20 protein-coding genes and 2 rRNA genes are annotated in these 21,959 nt (G+C 67.0%); 17 read left to right on the top strand and 5 right to left on the bottom strand.

Features of this window, described 5'->3' with window-relative positions; translation table 11 throughout:
• Positions 1–137: 137 nt before the first annotated feature.
• Both BHU06_RS17285 and rrf read left to right on the top strand, forming a co-directional pair.
• A 23S ribosomal RNA gene (locus BHU06_RS17285) occupies positions 138–3,011 on the top strand.
• 155 nt (positions 3,012–3,166) lie between these two features.
• Positions 3,167–3,279, top strand: a 5S ribosomal RNA gene (gene rrf, locus BHU06_RS17280).
• 109 nt (positions 3,280–3,388) lie between these two features.
• Here the strand turns inward: rrf and BHU06_RS17275 are convergent.
• Entirely contained in the window at positions 3,389–4,345 is a 957-nt protein-coding gene (locus BHU06_RS17275; protein WP_254668197.1) for an MBL fold metallo-hydrolase, read from the bottom strand.
• A 26-nt stretch (positions 4,346–4,371) separates the two neighbouring features.
• Entirely contained in the window at positions 4,372–5,115 is a 744-nt protein-coding gene (locus tag BHU06_RS17270; protein WP_070400450.1) for a hypothetical protein, read from the bottom strand.
• Positions 5,116–5,177: 62 nt separating this feature from the next.
• On the opposite strand from BHU06_RS17270, the gene BHU06_RS17265 reads away from it, so the two are divergent.
• Positions 5,178–6,170, top strand: coding sequence for a triacylglycerol lipase (locus BHU06_RS17265; RefSeq protein ID WP_070400449.1), 993 nt, complete (start codon positions 5,178–5,180; stop codon positions 6,168–6,170).
• Here BHU06_RS17265 and phhA read toward each other — a convergent pair.
• Positions 6,092–6,946 carry a phenylalanine 4-monooxygenase gene (phhA, locus tag BHU06_RS17260; protein ID WP_070400448.1) on the bottom strand — a complete coding sequence of 285 codons (855 nt, stop codon included), beginning with the start codon at positions 6,944–6,946 and terminating at the stop codon, positions 6,092–6,094. The two genes, BHU06_RS17265 and phhA, sit on opposite strands and share 79 nt — an antisense overlap.
• Before the next feature lie 19 nt (positions 6,947–6,965).
• Positions 6,966–8,087, bottom strand: a complete 1,122-nt coding sequence (gene hppD / locus BHU06_RS17255) for a 4-hydroxyphenylpyruvate dioxygenase (RefSeq protein WP_070400447.1) — start codon at positions 8,085–8,087, stop codon at positions 6,966–6,968.
• Positions 8,088–8,206: 119 nt separating this feature from the next.
• Here hppD and BHU06_RS17250 point away from each other — a divergent pair, with 119 nt between their 5' ends.
• The 11 genes from BHU06_RS17250 to BHU06_RS17200 all read left to right on the top strand — a co-directional run bounded on the left by BHU06_RS17250 (position 8,207) and on the right by BHU06_RS17200 (position 18,603).
• Complete coding sequence (locus BHU06_RS17250) at positions 8,207–8,680, top strand: Lrp/AsnC family transcriptional regulator (protein ID WP_070400514.1); 474 nt, start codon at positions 8,207–8,209, stop codon at positions 8,678–8,680.
• Between the two features lie 85 nt (positions 8,681–8,765).
• The gene (locus tag BHU06_RS17245) at positions 8,766–9,437 is read left to right on the top strand and encodes a GNAT family N-acetyltransferase (protein WP_070400446.1); all 672 of its coding nucleotides are present in this window, start codon (positions 8,766–8,768) and stop codon (positions 9,435–9,437) included.
• 95 nt (positions 9,438–9,532) lie between these two features.
• A complete protein-coding gene (locus tag BHU06_RS17240) occupies positions 9,533–10,399 on the top strand; it encodes an HlyC/CorC family transporter (protein ID WP_175442878.1) in 867 nt (288 codons plus the stop codon).
• A 72-nt stretch (positions 10,400–10,471) separates the two neighbouring features.
• A complete protein-coding gene (lnt, locus tag BHU06_RS17235) occupies positions 10,472–12,283 on the top strand; it encodes an apolipoprotein N-acyltransferase (protein ID WP_070400445.1) in 1,812 nt (603 codons plus the stop codon).
• Positions 12,284–12,413: 130 nt separating this feature from the next.
• Positions 12,414–13,319 carry a glycine--tRNA ligase subunit alpha gene (glyQ, locus tag BHU06_RS17230; RefSeq protein WP_070400512.1) on the top strand — a complete coding sequence of 302 codons (906 nt, stop codon included), beginning with the start codon at positions 12,414–12,416 and terminating at the stop codon, positions 13,317–13,319.
• A gap of 21 nt (positions 13,320–13,340) precedes the next feature.
• Positions 13,341–15,485, top strand: coding sequence for a glycine--tRNA ligase subunit beta (gene glyS / locus BHU06_RS17225; protein WP_070400444.1), 2,145 nt, complete (start codon positions 13,341–13,343; stop codon positions 15,483–15,485).
• A gap of 28 nt (positions 15,486–15,513) precedes the next feature.
• The gene (locus BHU06_RS17220; protein ID WP_070400443.1) at positions 15,514–15,834 is read left to right on the top strand and encodes a hypothetical protein; all 321 of its coding nucleotides are present in this window, start codon (positions 15,514–15,516) and stop codon (positions 15,832–15,834) included.
• Positions 15,831–16,370 carry a DUF6036 family nucleotidyltransferase gene (locus BHU06_RS23050; protein ID WP_070400442.1) on the top strand — a complete coding sequence of 180 codons (540 nt, stop codon included), beginning with the start codon at positions 15,831–15,833 and terminating at the stop codon, positions 16,368–16,370. Before BHU06_RS17220 ends, BHU06_RS23050 begins: the two co-directional genes overlap by 4 nt.
• Positions 16,367–16,945 carry a D-glycero-beta-D-manno-heptose 1,7-bisphosphate 7-phosphatase gene (gene gmhB, locus BHU06_RS17210; RefSeq protein WP_070400441.1) on the top strand — a complete coding sequence of 193 codons (579 nt, stop codon included), beginning with the start codon at positions 16,367–16,369 and terminating at the stop codon, positions 16,943–16,945. The genes BHU06_RS23050 and gmhB overlap by 4 nt, the downstream gene beginning before the upstream one ends.
• A gap of 18 nt (positions 16,946–16,963) precedes the next feature.
• On the top strand, positions 16,964–17,698 hold the full coding sequence (locus tag BHU06_RS17205; protein ID WP_070400511.1) for a 1-acyl-sn-glycerol-3-phosphate acyltransferase: 735 nt from the start codon (positions 16,964–16,966) through the stop codon (positions 17,696–17,698).
• Positions 17,699–17,703: 5 nt separating this feature from the next.
• Positions 17,704–18,603 (top strand): M48 family metallopeptidase, encoded by a 900-nt coding sequence (locus BHU06_RS17200; protein WP_070400440.1) that lies wholly within the window; start codon positions 17,704–17,706, stop codon positions 18,601–18,603.
• Here BHU06_RS17200 and BHU06_RS17195 read toward each other — a convergent pair.
• Positions 18,590–19,657 (bottom strand): MBL fold metallo-hydrolase, encoded by a 1,068-nt coding sequence (locus BHU06_RS17195; protein WP_070400439.1) that lies wholly within the window; start codon positions 19,655–19,657, stop codon positions 18,590–18,592. The two genes, BHU06_RS17200 and BHU06_RS17195, sit on opposite strands and share 14 nt — an antisense overlap.
• Before the next feature lie 122 nt (positions 19,658–19,779).
• Between BHU06_RS17195 and BHU06_RS17190 the strand changes: the two genes are divergently transcribed.
• The 3 genes from BHU06_RS17190 (at position 19,780) to BHU06_RS17180 (ending at position 21,957) form a co-directional block, all read left to right on the top strand.
• On the top strand, positions 19,780–20,184 hold the full coding sequence (locus BHU06_RS17190; RefSeq protein ID WP_070400438.1) for a MerR family DNA-binding transcriptional regulator: 405 nt from the start codon (positions 19,780–19,782) through the stop codon (positions 20,182–20,184).
• 98 nt (positions 20,185–20,282) lie between these two features.
• Positions 20,283–20,741 (top strand): PaaI family thioesterase, encoded by a 459-nt coding sequence (locus BHU06_RS17185; RefSeq protein WP_070400437.1) that lies wholly within the window; start codon positions 20,283–20,285, stop codon positions 20,739–20,741.
• A gap of 34 nt (positions 20,742–20,775) precedes the next feature.
• Entirely contained in the window at positions 20,776–21,957 is a 1,182-nt protein-coding gene (locus BHU06_RS17180) for an isovaleryl-CoA dehydrogenase (protein ID WP_070400436.1), read from the top strand.
• Positions 21,958–21,959: the final 2 nt, after the last annotated feature.

The following is a 21,959-nucleotide window of genomic DNA, read 5'->3' as shown; positions in this document are numbered from 1 at the left end:
TCAACGAATATTCAATTTGATTAAAGCAAATTGGATGCGGCATAACGCGCCGGGTGAAAGACCCGGCAAGCATTTGCTTGATGATGTGGCGGCGAGGTTTGTGCGGCGGCAACGTGGCGCAGACGTCAAAGTTATAGGGTCAAGTGAATAAGAGCATGTGGTGGATGCCTTGGCGATGATAGGCGACGAAGGACGTGATAGCCTGCGATAAGCTTCGGGGAGCTGGCAAATTAGCTTTGATCCGGAGATTTCCGAATGGGGAAACCCACCGAAAGGTATCGTGCACTGAATACATAGGTGCACGAGGCGAACCGGGTGAACTGAAACATCTCAGTAGCTCGAGGAAAAGACATCAACCGAGATTCCGAAAGTAGTGGCGAGCGAAATCGGAGGAGCCTGCAAGTGATAGCACAAGACTTAGCGGAACGCTCTGGAAAGGGCGGCCATAGTGGGTGATAGCCCCGTACGCGAAAAGACCTGTGTGGTACTGAGCTTGCGAAAAGTAGGGCGGGACACGTGAAATCCTGTCTGAAGATGGGGGGACCATCCTCCAAGGCTAAATACTCATCATCGACCGATAGTGAACAAGTACCGTGAGGGAAAGGCGAAAAGAACCCCGGGAGGGGAGTGAAATAGATCCTGAAACCGCATGCTTACAAAAAGTCGGAGCCCGCAAGGGTGACGGCGTACCTTTTGTATAATGGGTCAGCGACTTACATTCAGTGGCGAGCTTAACCGAATAGGGTAGGCGCAGGGAAACCGAGTCCGAATAGGGCGATTCAGTCGCTGGGTGTAGACCCGAAACCAGGTGATCTATCCATGGCCAGGATGAAGGTGCCGTAACAGGTACTGGAGGTCCGAACCGACTAGTGTTGCAAAACTAGCGGATGAGCTGTGGATAGGGGTGAAAGGCTAAACAAACCTGGAAATAGCTGGTTCTCTCCGAAAACTATTTAGGTAGTGCCTCAAGTATTACCGTCGGGGGTAGAGCACTGTTTTGGCTAGGGGGTCATGGCGACTTACCAAACCAAGGCAAACTCCGAATACCGATGAGTACAGCTTGGGAGACAGAGCACCGGGTGCTAACGTCCGGACTCAAGAGGGAAACAACCCAGACCGCCAGCTAAGGTCCCTAAAATTGGCTAAGTGGGAAACGAAGTGGGAAGGCTAAAACAGTCAGGATGTTGGCTTAGAAGCAGCCATCATTTAAAGAAAGCGTAATAGCTCACTGATCGAGTCGTCCTGCGCGGAAGATGTAACGGGGCTCAAGCCAGTTACCGAAGCTGCGGATTCGCCAGCAATGGCGAGTGGTAGGAGAGCGTTCTGTAAGCCTGTGAAGGTGGCTTGTAAAGGCTGCTGGAGGTATCAGAAGTGCGAATGCTGACATGAGTAGCGTTAAAGCGGGTGAAAAGCCCGCTCGCCGTAAGCGCAAGGTTTCCTACGCAACGTTCATCGGCGTAGGGTGAGTCGGCCCCTAAGGCGAGGCAGAGATGCGTAGCTGATGGCAAGCAGGTCAATATTCCTGCACCGATCACAAGTGCGATGTGGGGACGGATCTTAATAGGTTATCCGGGTGTTGGATGTCCCGGTTTAGGCAGAAGTAGGCGTGCGTCAGGCAAATCCGGCGCGCATATACCGAGGCTGCCGATCGAGCGAGCTTGCTCGCGAAGTAACTGAACGAGGTCCCAGGAAAAGCCACTAAGCTTCAGCTTGTGATCGACCGTACCGCAAACCGACACTGGTGCGCGAGATGAGTATTCTAAGGCGCTTGAGAGAACTCGGGAGAAGGAACTCGGCAAATTGACACCGTAACTTCGGAAGAAGGTGTGCCCTAGTAGTGTGTAGTGAACAACGAAGCACGAACGGGTTGCAAAAAATAGGTGGCTGCGACTGTTTATTAAAAACACAGCACTCTGCAAACACGAAAGTGGACGTATAGGGTGTGACGCCTGCCCGGTGCTGGAAGATTAATTGATGGGGTGCAAGCTCTTGATCGAAGTCCCAGTAAACGGCGGCCGTAACTATAACGGTCCTAAGGTAGCGAAATTCCTTGTCGGGTAAGTTCCGACCTGCACGAATGGCGTAACGATGGCCACACTGTCTCCTCCCGAGACTCAGCGAAGTTGAAATGTTTGTGATGATGCAATCTCCCCGCGGAAAGACGGAAAGACCCCATGAACCTTTACTGTAGCTTTGTATTGGACTTTGAACAGATCTGTGTAGGATAGGTGGGAGGCTTTGAAGCCCGGTCGCTAGATCGGGTGGAGCCAACGTTGAAATACCACCCTGGTGTGTTTGAGGTTCTAACCTAGGTCCATTATCTGGATCGGGGACAGTGCATGGTAGGCAGTTTGACTGGGGCGGTCTCCTCCCAAAGCGTAACGGAGGAGTTCGAAGGTACGCTAGGTACGGTCGGACATCGTGCTAATAGTGCAATGGCATAAGCGTGCTTAACTGCGAGACTGACAAGTCGAGCAGATGCGAAAGCAGGACATAGTGATCCGGTGGTTCTGTATGGAAGGGCCATCGCTCAACGGATAAAAGGTACTCTGGGGATAACAGGCTGATACCGCCCAAGAGTTCATATCGACGGCGGTGTTTGGCACCTCGATGTCGGCTCATCTCATCCTGGGGCTGTAGCCGGTCCCAAGGGTATGGCTGTTCGCCATTTAAAGAGGTACGTGAGCTGGGTTTAAAACGTCGTGAGACAGTTTGGTCCCTATCTTCCGTGGGCGCTGCAGATTTGAGGAAGCCTGCTCCTAGTACGAGAGGACCGGAGTGGACGCACCTCTGGTGTACCGGTTGTCACGCCAGTGGCATTGCCGGGTAGCTAAGTGCGGAAGAGATAACCGCTGAAAGCATCTAAGCGGGAAACTCGTTCCAAGATGAGATCTGCCGGGGCCTTGAGCCCCCTGAAGGGTCGTCGTAGACCACGACGTTGATAGGCTGGGTGTGGAAGCGCAGCAATGCGTTAAGCTAACCAGTACTAATTGCCCGTGCGGCTTGACCCTATAACTTTGATGTCTCACATCAACAGCAAATGCAACGATATGCCAATCGTTGTCGCAATCAAATGAAACGCTGATCGATCCGCCGCAACATGCGCGGATCACGACTCTATGAATCCGCTTGGCTGAACCAATCAGCAGCCAAGCAACCCGTTATGCCTGACGACCATAGCAAGGTGGCCCCACTCCTTCCCATCCCGAACAGGACAGTGAAACGCCTTTGCGCCGATGATAGTGCGGATTCCCGTGTGAAAGTAGGTCATCGTCAGGCTCTTACAACCAAACCCCCAACCAATCGGTTGGGGGTTTGTCTTTTTGGGGTATCCAAAAGTTTTGTGTCCAATACCGCCGACCTTGTTATGGGTTGTCGCAGGAGGCGGTCAACAATTGCAAACCCAAGCGCCGTCGATGGCGAGCGCTTGTACCCGAACCAAATCGCCCAGCAGCGTGTCAAGCACCTCCGATGGCGTTCCCGGGTGGTCCATTCGCGCAATGCGGAGGAAGTAGTCCGACGCGGCAAACCAGCTTTGCAGTTGGGCCAGTTCAACGCGTTGCCATTCCAGCATCTTGAATTTCACCAGCACTTTGAGTGCGTGCGATCGGTGCTTGGCGGGATCGCGCTGGAATTGGTCCAGGCGGCTGCGGGCCCGGGCAAGGGCGATACCGACCTGCTCGCCCTGGAAGACGGGGCCATGGCCAGGGATCACGGTCGAGGGAGCGAGCGACTCGATCAGGTCCAGGGTGGCGCCGACCTCATCAAACGCATCGACGCCGTCCAGCTCCGGAAAGACAACACCGAAGCCATTGCCCCACAAGGCATCGCCGGAAATCAGGACGCCATGTTCGGGCTCGTGCAGCAGGATGGCGTGAGGGTCGTGGCCTGGGGCTGAGCGCACCTCCCATCGCAGGGCACCGGTGCGCAGATGCCCGCCCGGGTGCAACAGCTCGTCGTAGTCAAAGCGCGGGCAGAACTGGCCGGTGGGCACGTAGGTCAAGGCGACGGGGTCCCAATGGCGAACCGCTAAGGCCTGTCCGGGCGGGATGGCGACCCGGGCACCGGGCCAAGCGTCCAGCAGCGCGGCATTGCCGCCGCAATGGTCGCTGTGCAAGTGGGTGTTCACCACCCGTTCCAGTGGTTGATCGCCAAGGGCCTGTCGGATGAGGGTCACGGTCTGCTCGGCGTGGCTGGCGTAGCCTGTGTCCACCACCAGGCCACCGGCCTCGGTGCGCACGACCACGCTGTTGGCCGACAGCCATCCCCGCTCCAGCACCTGGATCCCCAGCGCCGCCAAGGGCTCTCTGGGCATGGCGTGGGCGAGGGCGGGTGCGTGGGGCATGGGCGATTGTGGGTCGGACCGGCACCCTATGCCGGTGCGCGTGACCACTCGGCGTCGAGTCGGCGACAGGCCTCGGCCAGCGGCGCGTCGAACAGGCAGTCGATCCAGCCGGCTTCTCGCTCGGCGATGGTGTGCAGGAAGGCGGAGGCGTCGCCGAGCGCGGCAAAGGCATCGAAGCCGGATTCGAGAAAGTGCTGCAGGGCGTCCAGGCCGGCCGCTTCTGCGGGTTTGCGCATCATGCGAAGGCCCAGCCGCAGTGAGCGCATGCGGGTCAGCCGCTGTAGCTCCTGGCCCATGTGCTGGACCACGGCCAACTGGCGCTCGCGCTCGCCGCGGGCGCCGCAGGCTCGCCAGGCCAGGGTGTAGCGCTCGGCGATGGGCGTGCCTTCGGCCTGGCCCAGCCAGTGCCCGGCGAGGGCATCGTCCAGCCGCTCGGTGAGCGCGTGAATTTCGGTCAGATCGACCGCCAGTTGGGCAACGGCGGCAGGGAACAGGCGTTCGAGCGCGCCGGCAATGCGCCCGAACTGCTCGTCGCGGCGGGAGAAGTCGTGTTCACCGTACAGCTCCTCCAGAAAGAAGCGCACCGCCGGCTGGGTGCGCGGATCGATGGCGAGGTCGGCGTAGCTGGCGCGGAAGCGCCGGGCCTGCAGCCGTTTCACGGTGTGCACCGCGGCGGCATGGGCGGGCGAGCCCAGGGCCCCCTGGCGGAGCGCGGCCACGCTGTGCAGGTGGGCGCGGATCTGGTCGGCGAAAGCCGTGTTGAAACTCATGTGCAGGTGAAACCTGGCGTGATCGGCGGCGATGAATGCTGTTGGCGTGAGATAGTCGGTGCATGCGCGAGCCGACACCACATCCTACCGCCCGCTCGGCCCTGGCCGACCTGCAGCGTTTGCTGGTGTGCGGCGCAGGCCTGTTGCTGCTGTTGGCGGTGGGCCTGTGGTGGCGCGGGCACCCGACCGGGGCGCTGCTGCTGGCGGCGACCGTGCTGTTCGGGCACGCCCTGGCCTTGGGCGTCGAATGCGCGCTGGCGGCCTGGGTGAACCGCGAGGACACCCGCCGCCAGGGCCGCGGCGCGGTCACGCCCTGGACCGCCTGTGTGCGCGCCTGGTGGCGCGAGGTGCTGGTGGCCCCCCGGGTGTTCGCCTGGCGCCAACCCTTTCGCTGGCGTCTCTTGCCGGATACCCCGGCACCGATGCCGGGCCCCGGTGGGGCGGTGGTGCTGATCCATGGCTTCGTGTGCAACCGGGGCTTCTGGCTGCCCTGGCTGCGCGCCTTGCGCGAACGGGGCCTGGCCTATGCGACGGTCAACCTGGAGCCGGTGTTCGGCTCGATCGACGACTATGTGCCGCTGGTGGAGGGGGCCGTTCGGCGCGCCGAGCGGCTGGGCACCGACCGGCCGACCCTGGTGTGCCACAGCATGGGCGGCCTCGCGGCCCGCGCCTGGCTGGTGGCCGATCCGCGCAATGCCGCGCGCGTGGCCAGGGTGGTCACCATCGGCAGCCCGCACCGCGGGACCTGGATCAGCCGTTTCAGCCGCGTCGTCAATGGCCGCCAGATGCGCGTGGACGGGGACTGGCTGGGCCAGCTCGCCGAGCGCGAGCGCGCGCAGCGCGGCGAGTTGCCCTACGCCGGCTTCGTGTGCTGGTACGCGGACACCGACAACATCGTGTTCCCGGCACCCACCGCCACGCTGCCCGGCGCCGACAACCGGCTGGTGCCGGGCGCGGCGCACGTGGACCTGGCGTTTCAGCCGAGGGTGATGGGCGAGTCGCTGGCGATGCTGGCGTCGGCCGGCAATTCGCCGAGCGAGCGCACGGTGTCGTAGATCGGCGTGAAGTCGGGCGCTGTCATGTCGAAGAGCTGCTCGAAGCTGTCGATGACGAAGTAGGTGGCCTGGTAGTCGTCGATCTTGTAGCGGGTGCGCATGCAGCGCACCAGGTCGAGCGCGATGCGCCGCGCGCGCGGGCTGGTGACGCTGTGGCGCAGTTCGCCAGACGAGCTGAGGATGCCGGCGCCATAGGCGCGCAGGCCCTGCGGCTCGCGGATCAGCCCGAATTCGATGGTGTACCAGTACAGGCGCGAGAGCAGCTCGCCCGCGCCGAGGTCGTGCGCCTTCAGCCCGCCCTGGCCGTAGCGTTGCACGTAGTCGGCGAACACCGGGTTGAACAGCAGGGGCACGTGGCCGAACAGGTCGTGGAAGACGTCGGGTTCGACGATGTAGTCGAACTCCTGCGGCGTGCGGATCCAGTCGGTCACCGGGAAGCGGCGGTGGGCCAGCAGGTCGAAGAAGGGGCGCTCGGGGATCAGCCCGGGCACGGCCACGATTTCCCAACCGGTGGCCGGGCGCAGGCGCTCGTTGATCTCGTCGAAGCGCGGGATGCGGTCGCGCACGCCGAGGGCGGGCAGGGCGTCGACAAAGGCCTGCGCGGCCAGGCCGGGCAAGAGGGCGCTCTGGCGCTCGTAGAGCCGGCGGTAGGTGTCGTGGTCGGCCTCGGTGTAGGCCGACCAGTTCTGCGGGCAGGTGTAGTCGTCGCGGGCGCGCGAATAGTCCCCGCGCGGGGGGCGCTCGCTGGCGCCGTAGACGACGGGTTCGACGGCCATGGTGTTTTCCGCCGGATGCTCAGGTTTTCTGCAGCACGCCGCGGCGCATCTGGTCGAGCTCCATGGTCTCGAACAGGGCCTTGAAGTTGCCTTCGCCGAAGCCCTGGTTGCCCTTGCGCTGAATGAACTCGAAGAAGATGGGGCCGAGCTGGTTCTCGCTGAAGATCTGCAGCAGCAGTTCGCCGGGCGCGCCGTCCACCAGGATGTTGCGTTGCTTCAGGGCCTCGATGTCCTCGGCCAGATTCGGGATGCGCTTGGGCAGCAGCTCGTAGTAGGTCTCGCTGGTGGTCAGCAGCTTCACGCCCGCCATCTGCAGCGCGTCGACCGTGTCGTACAAATTGGTCGAGCCCATGGCGATGTGCTGGATGCCCTCGCCGTGGTAGCGGTCCAGGTACTCCTGGATCTGGCCCGACTTTTCGTTACCCTCTTCGTTGATCGGGATGCGGATCTTGCCGCAGGGGCTGGTCATGGCCTTGCTCTTGACGCCGGTGGCCTGGCCTTCGATGTCGAAGTAGCGCACCTCGCGGAAGTTGAACAGGCGCTCGTAGAAGTCGGCCCATTCGGCCATGCGGCCGCGGTGCACGTTGTGCGTGAGGTGGTCGATGTAGGTGAGGCCGTGGCCCACCGGGGCGAGCTCGGCGCCGGGCAAGGGCTCGAAGTCGACGTCGTAGAAACCAATGTTGCCGATGTCGCCGTCCTTGGCGCCGTTCTTGCCGCGCCAGCGGTCGATGAAATAGATGATGGAGTCGCCGATGCCCTTGATGGCGGGGATGTTCAACTCGCCCGGGCCGGCCTGCCCCGCGTAGCCCCAGGCGCCCAGGGAGATGGCGCGCTCGTGGGCGGCCTTGGCGTCCTTCACGCGAAAGGCGATGGCGCAGACGCTGGGCCCGTGTTGGCGCGCGAAGCGCTGCGCGAAGCTGTCGGGCTCGGCGTTGATGATGAAGTTGATCTCGCCCTGGCGGTACAGGGTCACGGCCTTGTGGCGGTGCTTGGCGATCGCCTTGAAGCCCATGCGCTCGAACAGCGCGCCCATGGCCACGGGGTCGGGCGCGGCGTACTCGATGAACTCGAACCCGTCGGTGCCCATGGGGTTGTCCCAGCCCTGAAAGGCGGTGGCGGAAGCGGGCAGGGCGGCGTTCATGGCGGTCTCCTTCGTGGGGTCTGGGGGATGGGCCACTGTATCGGCGCAGGGTGTCACGATTCCGGCGTTTGTGGGCGCGCCATTTGTCCATCACGCAGGATTTCTGCACAATGCCGGCGATGGAAGCCTTGGACAAGCTCGATCGCGCCATCCTGCGCAGCCTGCAGGCCGATGGACGCGCCACCTACGACCAGGTCGCCGAGACCGTGGGCCTGTCGGCCAGCGCTGTGCTGCGCCGGGTGCGCCGCCTGGAAGAGTCGGGCGTGATCGCGCGCTACGTGGCCCTGCTGCGGCCCGAGGCCGTGGGCCTGGGCCTCACGGCCCACGTGAGCGTGCGCCTGGAAAAGCACGCCGAGGGCAACAAGCGCAACCCCATGGACGAGTTCCGCGCCAGCGTGATGGCCTGGCCCGAGGTGGTGGAGTGCGTGGCGCTCACCGGCGACATGGACTACCAGCTGCGCCTCGTGGTGGCCGACATGGCCGCCTACTCGCGCTTCATGATGGACACGCTGCTTAAGCACCCCAGCGTGCAGGACTGCAAGACCAGCTTCGTGATGGACCGCGTCAAGAGCACCACCGCGCTGCCGCTCTGAGCGGGCGCCGCGCCCGGGGCGCGGGCGCTTGCGCGTGGCGGTGCTTGCGGCCAGACTTGGGCGCTTTCCCCAGCCGGCACACCCCATGGCGACCCGCGACCCCGCCCCGCCCCGCGACGACCGAACCGACAGCGGCACGGTGCCCATCCGCGCGCTCGACAGCGGCCACCGCGCCGAGATCGTGCGGCACCTGCTCTCGCTGGACGCCTCCGACCGCTACCTGCGCTTCGGCTACGCCGCCACCGACGAGCAGATCGGCCGCTACGCCGAGCGCCTGGACTTCGACCGCGACGCGGTCTTCGGCATCTTCAACCGCCGCCTGCACCTCATCGCCATGGCCCACCTGGCCTTCTCGGTCGACCCGCAGCTGCGCAGTTGCGCCGAGTTCGGCGTCTCGGTGGCCAAGGCCTCGCGCGGCAAGGGCTACGGCAGCCGGCTGTTCGAGCGCGCCGTCACGCACGCGCGCAACGAGGGCGTCTCCCAGCTCTTCATCCACGCCCTGTCCGAGAACACGGCCATGCTCAAGATCGCGCGCAACGCTGGCGCGGTGCTGGAGCGCGCCGGCTCCGAGACCGAGGCCCACCTGCGCCTGCCGCCGGCCGACTTCGACTCGCGCGTGAGCGAACTGCTCAGCGACCAAGTGGCCGTGACCGACTACCACCTCAAGGCCCAGGCCAAGCAGTTCTGGGGCGTGATCCGCCTGCTGCAGGAGATCCGCCAAGGCGTGCGCGACGCCCGCGACCGCGCGCGCGGCTGAGCGGCCGGACCGGGTGCGCCACCGGCGCGCCAGGGGTTTGTCCCTTCAAACCCATGGGGTATCCTCGCCCGTTGTTACAACCACCGTCTCCCCCAGTGGCCGACCACCCCCCCAGTAGCGGGCCGCAGCGCGGCCTGCGGCCCCCCGACAAACGCGGATTCCTGCAGAAGCTTGTCGAGTTCATCAACCCCGGGCCGGACTCCAAGGACGAGCTGATCGAGACCCTCGCCGAGGCCGAGGACAACGACATCATCAACGCCGAATCCCGCGTGATGCTCGAAGGCGTGATCCGCATCGCCGACATGACCGCCGGCGACGTCATGGTGGCCGCGCCGCGCATGGACATGATCGCCATCGACGCGCCCTACGACGAGCTGCTGCACCTGGTGATCGACACCGCGCACTCGCGCTTTCCGGTCTACGAGGGCGAGCGCGAGAACATCATCGGCATCCTGCTCGCCAAGGACCTGCTCAAGCTGCAGCGCGCGCCTTCGCTCAACATCCGCGCCCTGCTGCGCCCGGCCACCTTCGTGCCCGAGAGCAAGGGCCTGAACGACCTGCTGCGCGAGTTCCGCGGCAACCGCAACCACCTGGCCATCGTCATCGACGAGTTCGGCCGCGTCGCCGGCCTCATCACCATCGAGGACGTGCTGGAGGAAATCGTCGGCGAGATCGAGGACGAGTTCGACGTCGACGAGGACGCTGGCGACGTCTTCGCGCTGGCCGACAGCACCTGGCGCGTCAGTGGCGACACCCCGATCGAACGCATCAACGAGGCCTTCGAGCTCCACCTCTCCGACGAGGACTTCGACACCATCGGCGGCCTGATCGCGCACACCATGGGCCACGTGCCCAAGCGCGGCGAGGCGCACGAGATCGAGGGCCTGCGCTTCACCGTGCTGCACGCCAAGGGCGGTGCCGTGAAGTGGTTCAAGGTGGCGCCGGTGCCCGCCGAGCCCTGACCCCCTTCCCCCAACCCACGGCCCATGCGCAGCCTTTTCGGATCGCTCCACACCCCCTCGAGCTTCCACCCCATGACGCGCCGCCCGCCCGGGCGCGGTTCGCGGCTGGCGGGTTTCCTGTTCTTCTGGGTCTGTCTGCTGGGGGGCCTGGGCCAGGCCGCCGCCATCGCCTGGCCCACGGCGGCCTGGGTGCCGCCGGGCCTGGTGCCGGGGCAGCCCAGCGGCGGGCTGCAGATCGTGTCGCTGGCCCTGCTGGTGCTTGCGCTGCAGTTCGCCACGCGCGTGGGGCAGGCCATGTGGCGCGGCTGGCTGTTCGCCACCGCCTGGCTGGCCGGCAGCTTCTGGTGGCTGTTCATCTCCATGAACACCTATGGCGGCTTGCCGGCCTGGCTGGCCGCCCTGGCCGTGCTGGCGCTGGCCGGCGCGCTGGCGCTGTACTACGCCCTGGCCGTGGGCTTCCTCTGCGCCTGGGCGCCGCTGGCGCGCAGCGCACAGGCGCTGATGTTCGCCGCCGCCTGGACGTTGGCCGAGCTTGCGCGCGGCCAGCTCTTCACCGGTTTTCCCTGGGGCGCGGGCGGTTACGCCCAGGTCGACCTGATGGCGCCATGGGCGCCGCTGGTCGGGGTCTACGGCATGGGCTTCATCGCGGCCATCCTGGCCTATGTGCTGGCCTCGGTCCTCACCTGGGCGGTGCACGCCGCCCTGGCCTGGATGCGCCAGCCCGTGCGGCCCGTGCCCGTGCGCAACGCCGGTGGCGTCTACGTGTCCACGCCGCCCACCGCCCGCGTGCAGGCGCGCCACTGGTCGCCGTTCACCGTGGCGCGCGGCGCCCTGGCCTGGCTGGTGGTGCTGCTGCTGGTCATCAGCTGCCTGGGAGGCGGCGAGCGCTGGCGCGGCCTGGGCCAGACCGAGACGGCCGGCACCGGTCCGCTGCGCGTCTGGCTGCTGCAGGGCAACATTCCGCAGGACCAGAAGTTCGTGCCTGGCACCGGCGTGGCCCAGGCGCTGGAGTGGTACCCGCGCCAGATGCGCGAGGGCATCGCGGCCGCCAGCGCGCGCGCCGACGGGCCCCAGCTCATCGTGGCGCCGGAAACCGCCGTGCCCCTGCTGCCCGAGCAGCTGGGCGCCGCCTTCTGGCAGCCGCTGCTGCAGCCCATCGCCGCGCAGACCGGCCCGCAGGCCGCCGCCGTGCTCACCGGCCTGCCCCTGGGCAGCCTGGAGACCGGCTACACCAATTCCACCTGGGGTTTCACCCCCGCCGCCGCGCGCCGTGCCCTGGCCAACGCCCAGTCGCCCGAGGTGCACCGCTACGACAAGCACCACCTGGTGCCCTTCGGCGAGTTCATCCCACCCTTCTTCCGCTGGTTCACGCAGATGATGAACATCCCCCTGGGCGACTTCGCGCGCGGCGCGCTGCCCCAGGCGCCCTGGACCTGGGCGGGCCAGCGCATCGCACCCAACATCTGCTACGAGGACCTGTTCGGCGAGGAGATCGCCGCCGGCTTCGCCACCGCCGAAGGCGCGCCCACCGTGCTGGTGAACCTCAGCAATATCGCCTGGTTCGGCGACTCCATCGCCATCGACCAGCACCTGCAGATTTCGCGCCTGCGCGCGCTGGAGTTCGGCCGGCCGATGCTGCGCGCCACCAACACCGGCGCCACCGCCGCCATCGACCACCGCGGCGTGGTCACACAGCTGCTGCCGCGCCTGGAGCGCGGCCGGCTGGAGGCCACGGTGGAGGGTCGCAGCGGCCTCACGCCCTACGCGCAATGGGCCGCGCGCTGGGGCCTGATGCCGCTGTGGGTGGTCTGCGGCGCGCTGCTGCTGGTCATCGCCTCGCTGCGCCACCTGGGCCGCCGGGGCGGCCGCACGCGGCGGCGCTGAGCCCGGCCGGACCGACCCCCGGCCCGTAAAATCGCGCATTCCGCCGGTGGCCCGCCTGGGCGGCGCACCGCGCACCCCCAACAAGACCTCTCCCTTTCCGCCGGCCCGCCCACGCGCGGGCCTCACGCGCATGTTGACCTTCCAGCAAATCATCCTCACGCTGCAGACGTACTGGGCCAACCAGGGCTGCGCGCTGCTGCAGCCCTACGACATGGAGGTGGGCGCCGGCACCAGCCACACCGCCACCTTCCTGCGGGCCATCGGCCCCGAACCCTGGAAGGCCGCCTACGTGCAGCCCAGCCGCCGCCCCAAGGACGGCCGCTACGGCGAGAACCCCAACCGCCTGCAGCACTACTACCAATACCAGGTGGTGCTCAAGCCGGCGCCGGCCAACATCCTGGAGCTCTACCTGGGCTCGCTCGAGGCCCTGGGTTTCGACCTCAAGAAGAACGACATCCGCTTCGTCGAGGACGACTGGGAAAACCCCACGCTGGGCGCCTGGGGCCTGGGCTGGGAGGTCTGGCTCAACGGCATGGAGGTGACGCAGTTCACCTACTTCCAGCAGGTCGGCGGCATCGACTGCCGCCCCGCCACCGGCGAGATCACCTACGGCCTGGAGCGCCTGGCCATGTACCTGCAGGGCGTGGACAACGTCTACAACCTCACCTGGACCGAGGGCCTGAGCTACGGCGACGTCTACAAGCAGAACGAGGTGGAGCAGTCCACCTACAACTTCGAGCACAGCGACGCCGATTTCCTGTTCACCGCCTTCGCCGCGCACGAAAAGCAGGCCAAGCACCTGATGGCCGAGCGGCTCGCGCTGCCGGCCTACGAGCAGGTGCTCAAGTGCGCGCACAGCTTCAACCTGCTGGACGCGCGCGGCGCGATCAGCGTGACCGAACGCGCCGCCTACATCGGCCGCATCCGCAACCTCGCGCGCAGCGTGGCCCAGAGCTACTACGAGAGCCGCGAGCGCCTGGGCTTCCCCATGGCGCCGCGCGAGTGGGTGGCGCAGATCGAGAAAAAGGCCGCCTGAGCCGGGAAGAGAAGAACAACGATGTCCGCACAGAACCTGCTCGTCGAACTGTTTGTCGAGGAACTGCCGCCGAAGGCGCTGAAGAAGCTCGGCGAGGCCTTCGCCACCGGCCTGGCCCAAGGCCTCAAGGCGCAGGGCCTGGCGCCGGCCGACGCCACCGTGACGCCCTTTGCCTCGCCGCGCCGCCTGGCCGCGCACCTCACGGGCGTGCTCGCGCGCGCCGCCGACAAGCCCGTCTCGCAAAAGCTCATGCCGGTCTCGGTGGGGCTGGACGCCAGCGGCCAGCCCACGCCGGCGCTGCTCAAGCGCCTGGCCGGCCTGGGCGCCGACGCCTCGGCCGTGGCCGGCCTGCGCCGCGCCATGGACGGCAAGGCCGAGGCCTTGTTCTTCGACAGCGTGGCGCCCGGCGCCGATCTCGCCGCGGGCCTGCAGAAGGCGCTTGACGAGGCCATCGCGCAACTGCCCATTCCCAAGGTCATGACCTACCAGCTCGAGTCCGGCTGTGCCCTGCCGGGCTGGGACAGCGTGCAGTTCGTGCGCCCCGCGCACGGTCTGGTGGCACTGCACGGGGCCGAGGTGGTGCCCGTGAAGGCGCTGGGCCTGAAGGCCGGCAATGCCACGCACGGCCACCGCTTCGAGGCCCGCGTCGATCCCGTGCCCATCGCCCACGCCGATGCCTACGCCGACACGCTCGCCCAGGACGGCGCCGTCATCGCCTCCTTCGCCGAGCGCCGTGCCGACATCGCGCGCCAGCTCGCCGAGGCCGCCGCGCGCGTGGGCGGCGGCTGCCGCCCGATCGAGGACGAGGCCCTGCTCGACGAGGTGACCGCGCTGGTCGAGCGCCCGAACGTGCTCATCTGCGAATTCGAGAAGCAGTTCCTCGACGTGCCGCAGGAGTGCCTCATCCTCACGATGAAGGCCAACCAGAAGTACTTCCCCCTGCTCGACGCGCAAGGCCGGCTCACGAACCAGTTCCTGGTGGTCAGCAACATCCGCCCGGCCGACGCCAGCGCGGTCATCGGCGGCAACGAGCGCGTGGTGCGCCCGCGCCTGGCCGACGCCAAGTTCTTCTTCGACCAGGACCGCAAGAAGACGCTGGAATCGCGCGTCGAGGGCCTGGGCAAGGTGGTCTACCACAACCAGCTCGGCACGCAGGGCGAGCGCGTGGAGCGCGTGCGCGCGATTGCGAAATGGGTGGCCGACAAGATCGGCGCCGACTCGAAGCGTGCTGACCGCGCGGCGCTGCTGGCCAAAGCCGATCTGCTGACCGACATGGTGGGCGAGTTCCCGGAGTTGCAGGGCATCATGGGCGGTTACTACGCTAGGCACGACGGTGAGGACCCAGACGTCGCTCAAGCGATTGCCGATCAGTACGTTCTGAATCGCTCGGAGACCGCTGACGCAGACAACCTTGTTTCTGCCGCGTTGGTTTTGGCCGATCGTGCAGAGACGTTGGTGGGCATCTGGGGCATTGGCTTGAAGCCTACGGGTGACAAGGACCCGTTTGCTCTGCGTCGCCACGCGCTGACGGTGCTAAAGACCATAGAGCTTCTCAACCTCGCGTCGTCCCTAGACGGAGGGGGGCAGCAGCAGTTCTCGCTTGCTGAGCTGCTTCGCTTTGCCGCATCAACGTTCAAGGCGAACCAGGTAGGTGAGGGTGTGGCGGATGAGGTTCGCCAGTTTGTTTTCGAGCGGTACGCAAACCAACTGACTGCGCTTTTTGGCGCAAACACTGTTGATGCAGTACTGAGTCTTGAGCCACCCATCGGCCACATCACCGGTCAGCGCATCAAGGCCGTGCGCGCCTTCGCCGCGCTGCCCGAGGCCCCGGCCCTGGCGGCGGCCAACAAGCGCATCGGCAACATCCTCAAGAAGTCCGAGGGCGTGGGCGAGTCGGTCAACGCTGGCCTGCTGAAGGAGCCCGCCGAGAAAGCCCTGTTCGACGCCATGCAGGCCACCGTGCCCGGCGCCGACGCTCAGTTCGAGGCCGGCGACTTCACCGCCAGCCTGCAAGCCCTGGCCGCGCTGCGCGAGCCGGTCGACGCCTTCTTCGACGGTGTCATGGTCAATGCCGACGAGCCTGCGCTCAAGGCCAACCGCCTGGCCCTGCTGCAACAATTGCACCGCGCGATGAACCGCGTGGCCGACCTGTCCCGGCTGGCCTGAGATCACCGGACGCCACTACCATTGCGCCATGCCCACCCCGCGTCAGATTGAGCGCTTCACCCTGGCTTTCCACCGGGAGGCTTTGCAACGGGTGGCCCGGTCGCCCGAGCTGATCGATCGCGCGCTGGCCGTGCTGGACCGTTGGGAAGCCTCGGGTTTGTCGAATGGATCGACGCCTTACCGCGAGGAGTGGCGGCAACTGCTGCTCGCGCGGGACGTGTCGCGGCTGACCCAGGCGGTTTGCGCCGACGGCGATCACGCGGCGACCTTGCGGGGTATGTCCCCGCTCGGCTTCGTGCTGCCGGACGAAGAGCGGCAGCGCCTTCGCCGGGAAGCCATGGCGCAATGAAACGGACCCAGCTCGCCCATGTGCTGCGCGCTGCCGCCGAGATTTCCGGCGAGAAGAGCTTCGTGCTGGTCGGTAGTCAAGCGGTGCTGTTGCTGCTGGAGCAGCCAGAGGGACGGTTGACCTTGTCCGAAGAGATCGACCTGTATCCCGCTGTTGCTCCCGACAAGGCCGATCTGATCGATGGTGCGCTTGGCGCGCTCTCGCCGTTCCATGATGAGTTCGGCTACCACGCCGATGGGGTCAGCCCGGACACGGCCGTGATGCCGGCCGACTGGATGGACCGCGCGGTCTTCCACTACTTCGGCGACATCACGGCCATCTGCCCCGATTTGCACGATCTGGCCGTGTCCAAATGCGTGGCCGGGCGCGAGAAGGACGCCGAGTTCCTGCGGGCCTTGTTCGAGCAAGGCCATCTGGATGTGAACGTCCTCATCGAACGCATCCGCCAACTCGATGGCACCCAGTACCCGGTCGGCAGCATCGAAGCCTGGGCCCGCCGGCGCCACGCGGACGCCCTGCATGGGAAGGGATCATGAAGCTTCTCATCCTCGACCGCGACGGCACGCTCAACCGCGGCCGCGACGACAAGGTGGCGTCGCCGGACGAATGGGAGCCTTTGCCGGGCGCGCTCGAGGCGGTGGCGCGGCTCAACCACGGCGGCTGGCGCGTGGTGCTGGCCACCAACCAGTCGGGCATCGGCCGCGGCCTGTTCGACATGGCCTCGCTCAACGCCATCCACCTCAAGATGCACCGCCTGCTGGCCGCCGCCGGCGCGCGGGTGGAGGCCATCTTCATCTGCCCGCACGCGCCCGAAGACGCCTGCGGTTGCCGCAAGCCCGCGCCCGGCCTGTTCCAACAGATCGGCGCGCGTTTCGGCGTGCCCCTGGCCGAGGTCGTGGCCGCCGGCAACTCGCTGCGCCACGTGCAGGCTGGCGCCGCCGCCGGTTGCGCCACGCACCTGCTGCTCACCGGCCAGTCGGCCACGCTGGGCGGCCAGCCCGGCGCCACCATCGCCGGCCTGCCGCCCGCCACCCAGGTCCACGCCGACCTCAGCGCCTTTGCCGACTGGCTGCTGGCCCAGGTCCCACCCCCTTCCAAGCCGACCGCCTGACCCCCGAGCATGATCGCCATCCACTTCCTGCGCTCCGTGTTGCATTTGCTGGTGATGGTGATCACCGTGATCCCCTGGGGGCTGGCGGTGGTGATCGTCTCGCCCTTCGTGAGCAGCACCACGCTGTACTGGATGTGCGCGAACTGGCTGCGCGTGGCGGTGCACAGCGGCACGCTGATCCTGGGCATCCGCAACCGCGTCACGGGCCTGGAGAACCTGCCCGTGGGCAGCACCGCGCCGGCCGTGCTGCTGCTCAAGCACCAGTCCACCTGGGAAACCTTCGCCATGCCCACGCTGATGCCGCACCCGCTGGCCTACGTGTTCAAGAAGGAGCTGCTCTACGTGCCCTTCTTCGGCTGGGCCATGGGCCGGCTGGACATGATCCACATCGACCGCAGCAAGCGCACCCAGGCCTTCAACAAGGTGGTCGAGCAGGGCCAGCGCCTGCTCGACCAGGGCACCTGGGTGATCATGTTCCCCGAGGGCACGCGCATCCCGCGCGGCCAGAAGGGCAGCTACAAGACCGGCGGCACGCGCCTGGCCGTGGCCACCGGCGCGCCGGTCATCCCCATCGCCGTGACCTCGGCCAAGTGCTGGCCGCGCAAGGCCTTCATCAAGCGGCCTGGCGTGGTGGACTTTTCCATCGGCAAGCCCATCCCCAGCCAGGGCCGCGAGGCCGACGAGCTCATGCGCGAGGTCGAGGCCTGGATCGAAGGCGAGATGCGCCGGCTCGACCCCGAGGCCTATCGATAGAAGCCATGAAGGGCTTCGTGCAGCTGGCGTTCGATCTGTTCGGCCCCGCCGAGCCCGGGCCGCCGCGCGCCGCGCCGGCCCCATCGGCCCCATCGGCCCCGGCCGCCCCGGTCGGTACCGACCACGCGCTGCCGCTGGCCGAGGTCTTCCAGCCCGGCACCTGGCACCACCCGCGCGCCAACCGCCTGGTGCGCCTGCGCGGGGCCGAGGTGGGCTACGAATTCCTGCGCGGCAAGCGCCGCACCATCGGCCTGAGCGTGGGCGCCGAGGGCCTGAGCGTGCGCGCCCCGCGCTGGAGCACGCTGGGCGATGTGGAGGCCGTGCTGCAGGAAAAGGCCGGCTGGGTGCTCGACAAGCTGGCCGAGGCGCGCGAGCGCGCCGAGCGCCAGGCCAGCTCGCGCATCCGCTGGGCCGACGGCGCCGAGCTGCCGCTGCTGGGCGAGCCGGTGCGCCTGGCACTCGATCCGGCGCACGGCTTCTCGGGCCGCGGCGGCGCCTTCGATGCGGCCGCGCGCGTGTTGCGCGTCGGCCTGCCGCGCCACGCGAGCGAGGCGCAGATCCGCGACGCCGCGCAGGCCTGGCTGATGCGCCACGCGCGCACCGTGTTCACGCAGCGCCTGGATCACTTCGCGCCGCGCCTGGGCGTGCAATGGACCCGGCTGAGCCTGTCCAACGCCGACACGCGCTGGGGCAGCGCCAGCGCCGACGGACGCATCCGCCTCAACTGGCGGCTCATCCACCTGTCCATGGACGCCATCGACTACGTGGTGGTGCACGAACTCAGCCACCTGCACCACATGGACCACAGCCCACGCTTCTGGGACGTGGTCGCCAGCGTGATGCCCGATCACGCCGAGCGCCGCCGCGCGCTCAAGGACGCGGCGCTGCCCTTCACCGAGGGCTGAAGCGCCAGACGCCGTCGGCGCCGCGGGTGCGCGCCAGCGTGCCCGCGTGCCACAGCCGGTTCAGGTGCGCCACCGCTTCGCCCATGGCGAAGGTGGTCTGGTGCAGGTCCAGTTGGCGCTGGAACAGCACGGGCAGCGCGTCGAAGGCGCTCAGGGGCTTTTCGCGGCAGGCCGCCACCACCTCGGCCAGGCGCTCGTCGTGGTGCGCGTGCAGTTGCGCGATGCGCTCATGCAGGCCGGTGAAGGGCCGCCCGTGCGAGGGCAGCACCAGCGTGTGCTCGGGCAGCGGCAGGAACTTGTCGATGGAGTCGAGGAAGCGCTGGAGTGAGTCGGCCTCGGGCTCCTGCTCGTACACGCTCACGTTGGTGGAGATGCGCGGCAGGATCATGTCGCCGCTGATCAGCACGCCCAGGGACTCGCTCCACAGGGCCATGTGCTCGGGCGCGTGGCCGTAGCCGCTGATGCAGCGCCAGTCGTGCTCGCCGATGCGCACCGCCAGGCCGTCGAGCAGGCGGCGCGACTGCGCGGGCACGGACGGCACCAGGTTCGGGTAGTAGCCGGCGCGCGCCCGCACCTTGGCCACGCTCTGGGGGTCCGTGAGGCCGTGGCTGGCGAAGTAGGCCGCCGCCGCGTCGCCGCCGAAGCCGGTGGTGGTCTGGGTGCCCAGGCGCGCCATCGCGTGGTCGGTGGCGCTGATCCACAAACGGCAGTCCCACTTCTCGCACAGCCAGTGCGCCAGGCCGATGTGGTCCGGGTGCATGTGCGTCACGATCACGCGCAGCACGGGCAGGCCGTCCAGCTCGTTGGCGAACACCTGCTCCCACTGCGCCTTGGCCTCCTCGCGGGCGATGCAGCAGTCCATCACCGTCCAGCCCTCGCGGCCGTCCAGGGTGTCGCGCAGCAGCCAGAGGTTGATGTGGTCGAGTGCGAAGGGCAGCGTCATGCGGATCCACTTCACCCCCGGTGCCACCACCAGGGCGCGGCCAGGCTCGGGCAGGGTGGTGCCCAGGGGGTAGTGCAGCCGGGCTTCGAGCTGATCGCGGGTGAGACTCATGGCGTGGGGGAATGATTTCAGTAAGATGCGCGCGCCTTGACGTTGACGTAAACGTCAAGAAAAGGGCATTCTACGGAGCCACCGTTCCCTCCTCTGTCCGCCACCCGACACCCGCCCGGCACATGGCCACCAACCCGACCTACACCATCAGCGATCTGGCGAGAGAGTTCGACCTGACGACCCGCGCCATCCGCTTCTACGAAGACGTGGGCCTGCTGCAGCCGCTGCGCGAAGGCCCGGGCGGGCGCAACCGCGTCTACAGCGCGCGCGACCGCACCCGCCTGAAACTCACGCTGCGCGCCAAGCGCCTGGGCCTGTCGCTCACCGAGGCCAAGGACATCATCGACATGTACGACAGCCCGCGCGACACCGGGCCGCAGCTGCGCAAGTTCCTCGCCGTGCTGGCCGAGCACCGCCGCCAGCTCGAGGGGCAGATGGCCGATCTGGTGGCCAACCTCGACGAGGTCAAGGCGCACGAAAAGGAGGCGCGCGCCCTGCTCACCAAGATCGAGCGCAAGGGCGCCTGAGCCGCCGGCGGCCCGGTCGACCGCTGGTTTGACGTTTACGTAAACGTCAACCTAGAATCGGGGCTCTCCCATCCCCCGGGCCGCGCAGCCCCGCACCGATGAGCACCCCCTTCCAGGCCCAGGACCCGAACTACGAAGCGCGTGTGCGCGAGAGCTTCGCTCGCCAGGCCGCCATGGACACCCTGGGCGCCTCGCTGGCCGAGGTGGCGCCGGGGCGCGTGGTCATCACCCTGCCATGGGCCGCGCGCCTCACGCAGCAGCACGGCTTCCTGCACGCGGGCATGGTGTCCACGGCGCTCGACTCGGCCTGCGGCTACGCGGGGTTCTCGCTCATGCCGGCCGACGCCGCCGTGCTCACCATCGAGTTCAAGATCAACCTGCTCGCGCCCGCGCAGGGCGAGTCGTTCCGCATGGTCGGCACGGTCATCAAGCCCGGGCGCACCGTCACCGTGGCCGAAGGCCAGGCCTATGCCCTGCACGAGGGCCGGGAGAAGCTCGTGGCCACCATGGGCTGCACCCTCATGACCGTTCTGGGCCGCGACAAGGTGCGCGGCTGACACCTCCCACACCAACACCCACAGGAGACTTTCCATGACCCAACTGCCCGGCCTCGACTTCCAGCTTGGCGAGGACATCGACGCCCTGCGCGACGCCGTGCGCGACTTCGCGCAGGCCGAGATCGCGCCGCGCGCGGCCGAGATCGACCGCAGCGACCAGTTCCCCATGGACCTGTGGCGCAAGATGGGCGAGCTCGGCGTGCTGGGCATCACCGTGCCCGACACCTACGGCGGCGCCAACATGGGCTACCTCGCGCACATGGTCGCCATGGAAGAGATCAGCCGCGCCAGCGCCTCGGTCGGCCTGTCCTACGGCGCGCATTCCAACCTGTGCGTCAACCAGATCAAGCGCAACGGCAACGACGCGCAGCGCCAGAAGTACCTGCCCAAGCTCATCAGCGGCGAGCACGTGGGCGCGCTGGCCATGAGCGAGCCCGGCGCGGGCTCCGACGTCATCAGCATGAAGCTCAAGGCCGAGGACAAGGGCGGCTACTACCTGCTCAACGGCAGCAAGATGTGGATCACCAACGGCCCCGACGCCGACACCCTGGTGGTCTACGCCAAGAGCGAGCCCGAGCTGGGCGCGCGCGGCGTCACGGCCTTCCTCATCGAGAAGGGCATGAAGGGCTTCTCCATCGCGCAAAAGCTCGACAAGCTGGGCATGCGCGGCAGCCACACCGGCGAGCTGGTGTTCCAGAACGTGGAGGTGCCGGCGGAGAACATCCTGGGTGGCCTCAACAACGGCGCCAAGGTGCTCATGAGCGGGCTGGACTACGAGCGCGCCGTGCTCACCGGCGGGCCGCTGGGCATCATGCAGGCGGTGATGGACAACGTGGTGCCCTACATCCACGACCGCAAGCAGTTCGGCCAGAGCATCGGCGAGTTCCAGCTCATCCAGGGCAAGGTGGCCGACATGTACACCGTGCTGCAGGCCGCGCGCAGCTTCGCCTATACGGTGGCCAAGAACCTGGACACGCTGGGCAGCGAGCACGTGCGCCGCGTGCGCAAGGACTGCGCCTCCGTCATTCTGTGGACGGCCGAGAAGGCCACCTGGATGGCCGGCGAAGGCGTGCAGATCTTCGGCGGCAACGGCTACATCAACGAGTACCCCCTGGGCCGCCTGTGGCGCGACGCCAAGCTCTACGAGATCGGCGCCGGCACCAGCGAGATCCGCCGCATGCTCATCGGCCGCGAACTCTTCGCCGAAACCATGTAAGC

Source organism: Hydrogenophaga sp. PML113 (assembly GCF_001777155.1).
In the GTDB taxonomy this organism is placed as follows: Bacteria; Pseudomonadota; Gammaproteobacteria; order Burkholderiales; family Burkholderiaceae_C; genus Hydrogenophaga; species Hydrogenophaga borbori.
This window is presented reverse-complemented; position numbering and strand designations above follow the sequence as displayed.

Coding starts and splice junctions, on each gene's coding strand:
- BHU06_RS17265 (WP_070400449.1), top strand. CDS start 5,178: ATGCGCGAGCCGACACCACATCCTACCGCCCGCTCGGCCCTGGCCGAC.
- BHU06_RS17185 (WP_070400437.1), top strand. CDS start 20,283: ATGAGCACCCCCTTCCAGGCCCAGGACCCGAACTACGAAGCGCGTGTG.
- BHU06_RS17220 (WP_070400443.1), top strand. CDS start 15,514: ATGCCCACCCCGCGTCAGATTGAGCGCTTCACCCTGGCTTTCCACCGG.
- glyS (WP_070400444.1), top strand. CDS start 13,341: ATGTCCGCACAGAACCTGCTCGTCGAACTGTTTGTCGAGGAACTGCCG.
- BHU06_RS17180 (WP_070400436.1), top strand. CDS start 20,776: ATGACCCAACTGCCCGGCCTCGACTTCCAGCTTGGCGAGGACATCGAC.
- BHU06_RS17250 (WP_070400514.1), top strand. CDS start 8,207: ATGGAAGCCTTGGACAAGCTCGATCGCGCCATCCTGCGCAGCCTGCAG.
- BHU06_RS17245 (WP_070400446.1), top strand. CDS start 8,766: ATGGCGACCCGCGACCCCGCCCCGCCCCGCGACGACCGAACCGACAGC.
- BHU06_RS17275 (WP_254668197.1), bottom strand. CDS start 4,345: ATGCCCCACGCACCCGCCCTCGCCCACGCCATGCCCAGAGAGCCCTTG.
- BHU06_RS17195 (WP_070400439.1), bottom strand. CDS start 19,657: ATGAGTCTCACCCGCGATCAGCTCGAAGCCCGGCTGCACTACCCCCTG.
- phhA (WP_070400448.1), bottom strand. CDS start 6,946: ATGGCCGTCGAACCCGTCGTCTACGGCGCCAGCGAGCGCCCCCCGCGC.
- BHU06_RS17200 (WP_070400440.1), top strand. CDS start 17,704: ATGAAGGGCTTCGTGCAGCTGGCGTTCGATCTGTTCGGCCCCGCCGAG.
- BHU06_RS17270 (WP_070400450.1), bottom strand. CDS start 5,115: ATGAGTTTCAACACGGCTTTCGCCGACCAGATCCGCGCCCACCTGCAC.
- gmhB (WP_070400441.1), top strand. CDS start 16,367: ATGAAGCTTCTCATCCTCGACCGCGACGGCACGCTCAACCGCGGCCGC.
- glyQ (WP_070400512.1), top strand. CDS start 12,414: ATGTTGACCTTCCAGCAAATCATCCTCACGCTGCAGACGTACTGGGCC.
- hppD (WP_070400447.1), bottom strand. CDS start 8,087: ATGAACGCCGCCCTGCCCGCTTCCGCCACCGCCTTTCAGGGCTGGGAC.
- lnt (WP_070400445.1), top strand. CDS start 10,472: ATGACGCGCCGCCCGCCCGGGCGCGGTTCGCGGCTGGCGGGTTTCCTG.
- BHU06_RS23050 (WP_070400442.1), top strand. CDS start 15,831: ATGAAACGGACCCAGCTCGCCCATGTGCTGCGCGCTGCCGCCGAGATT.
- BHU06_RS17190 (WP_070400438.1), top strand. CDS start 19,780: ATGGCCACCAACCCGACCTACACCATCAGCGATCTGGCGAGAGAGTTC.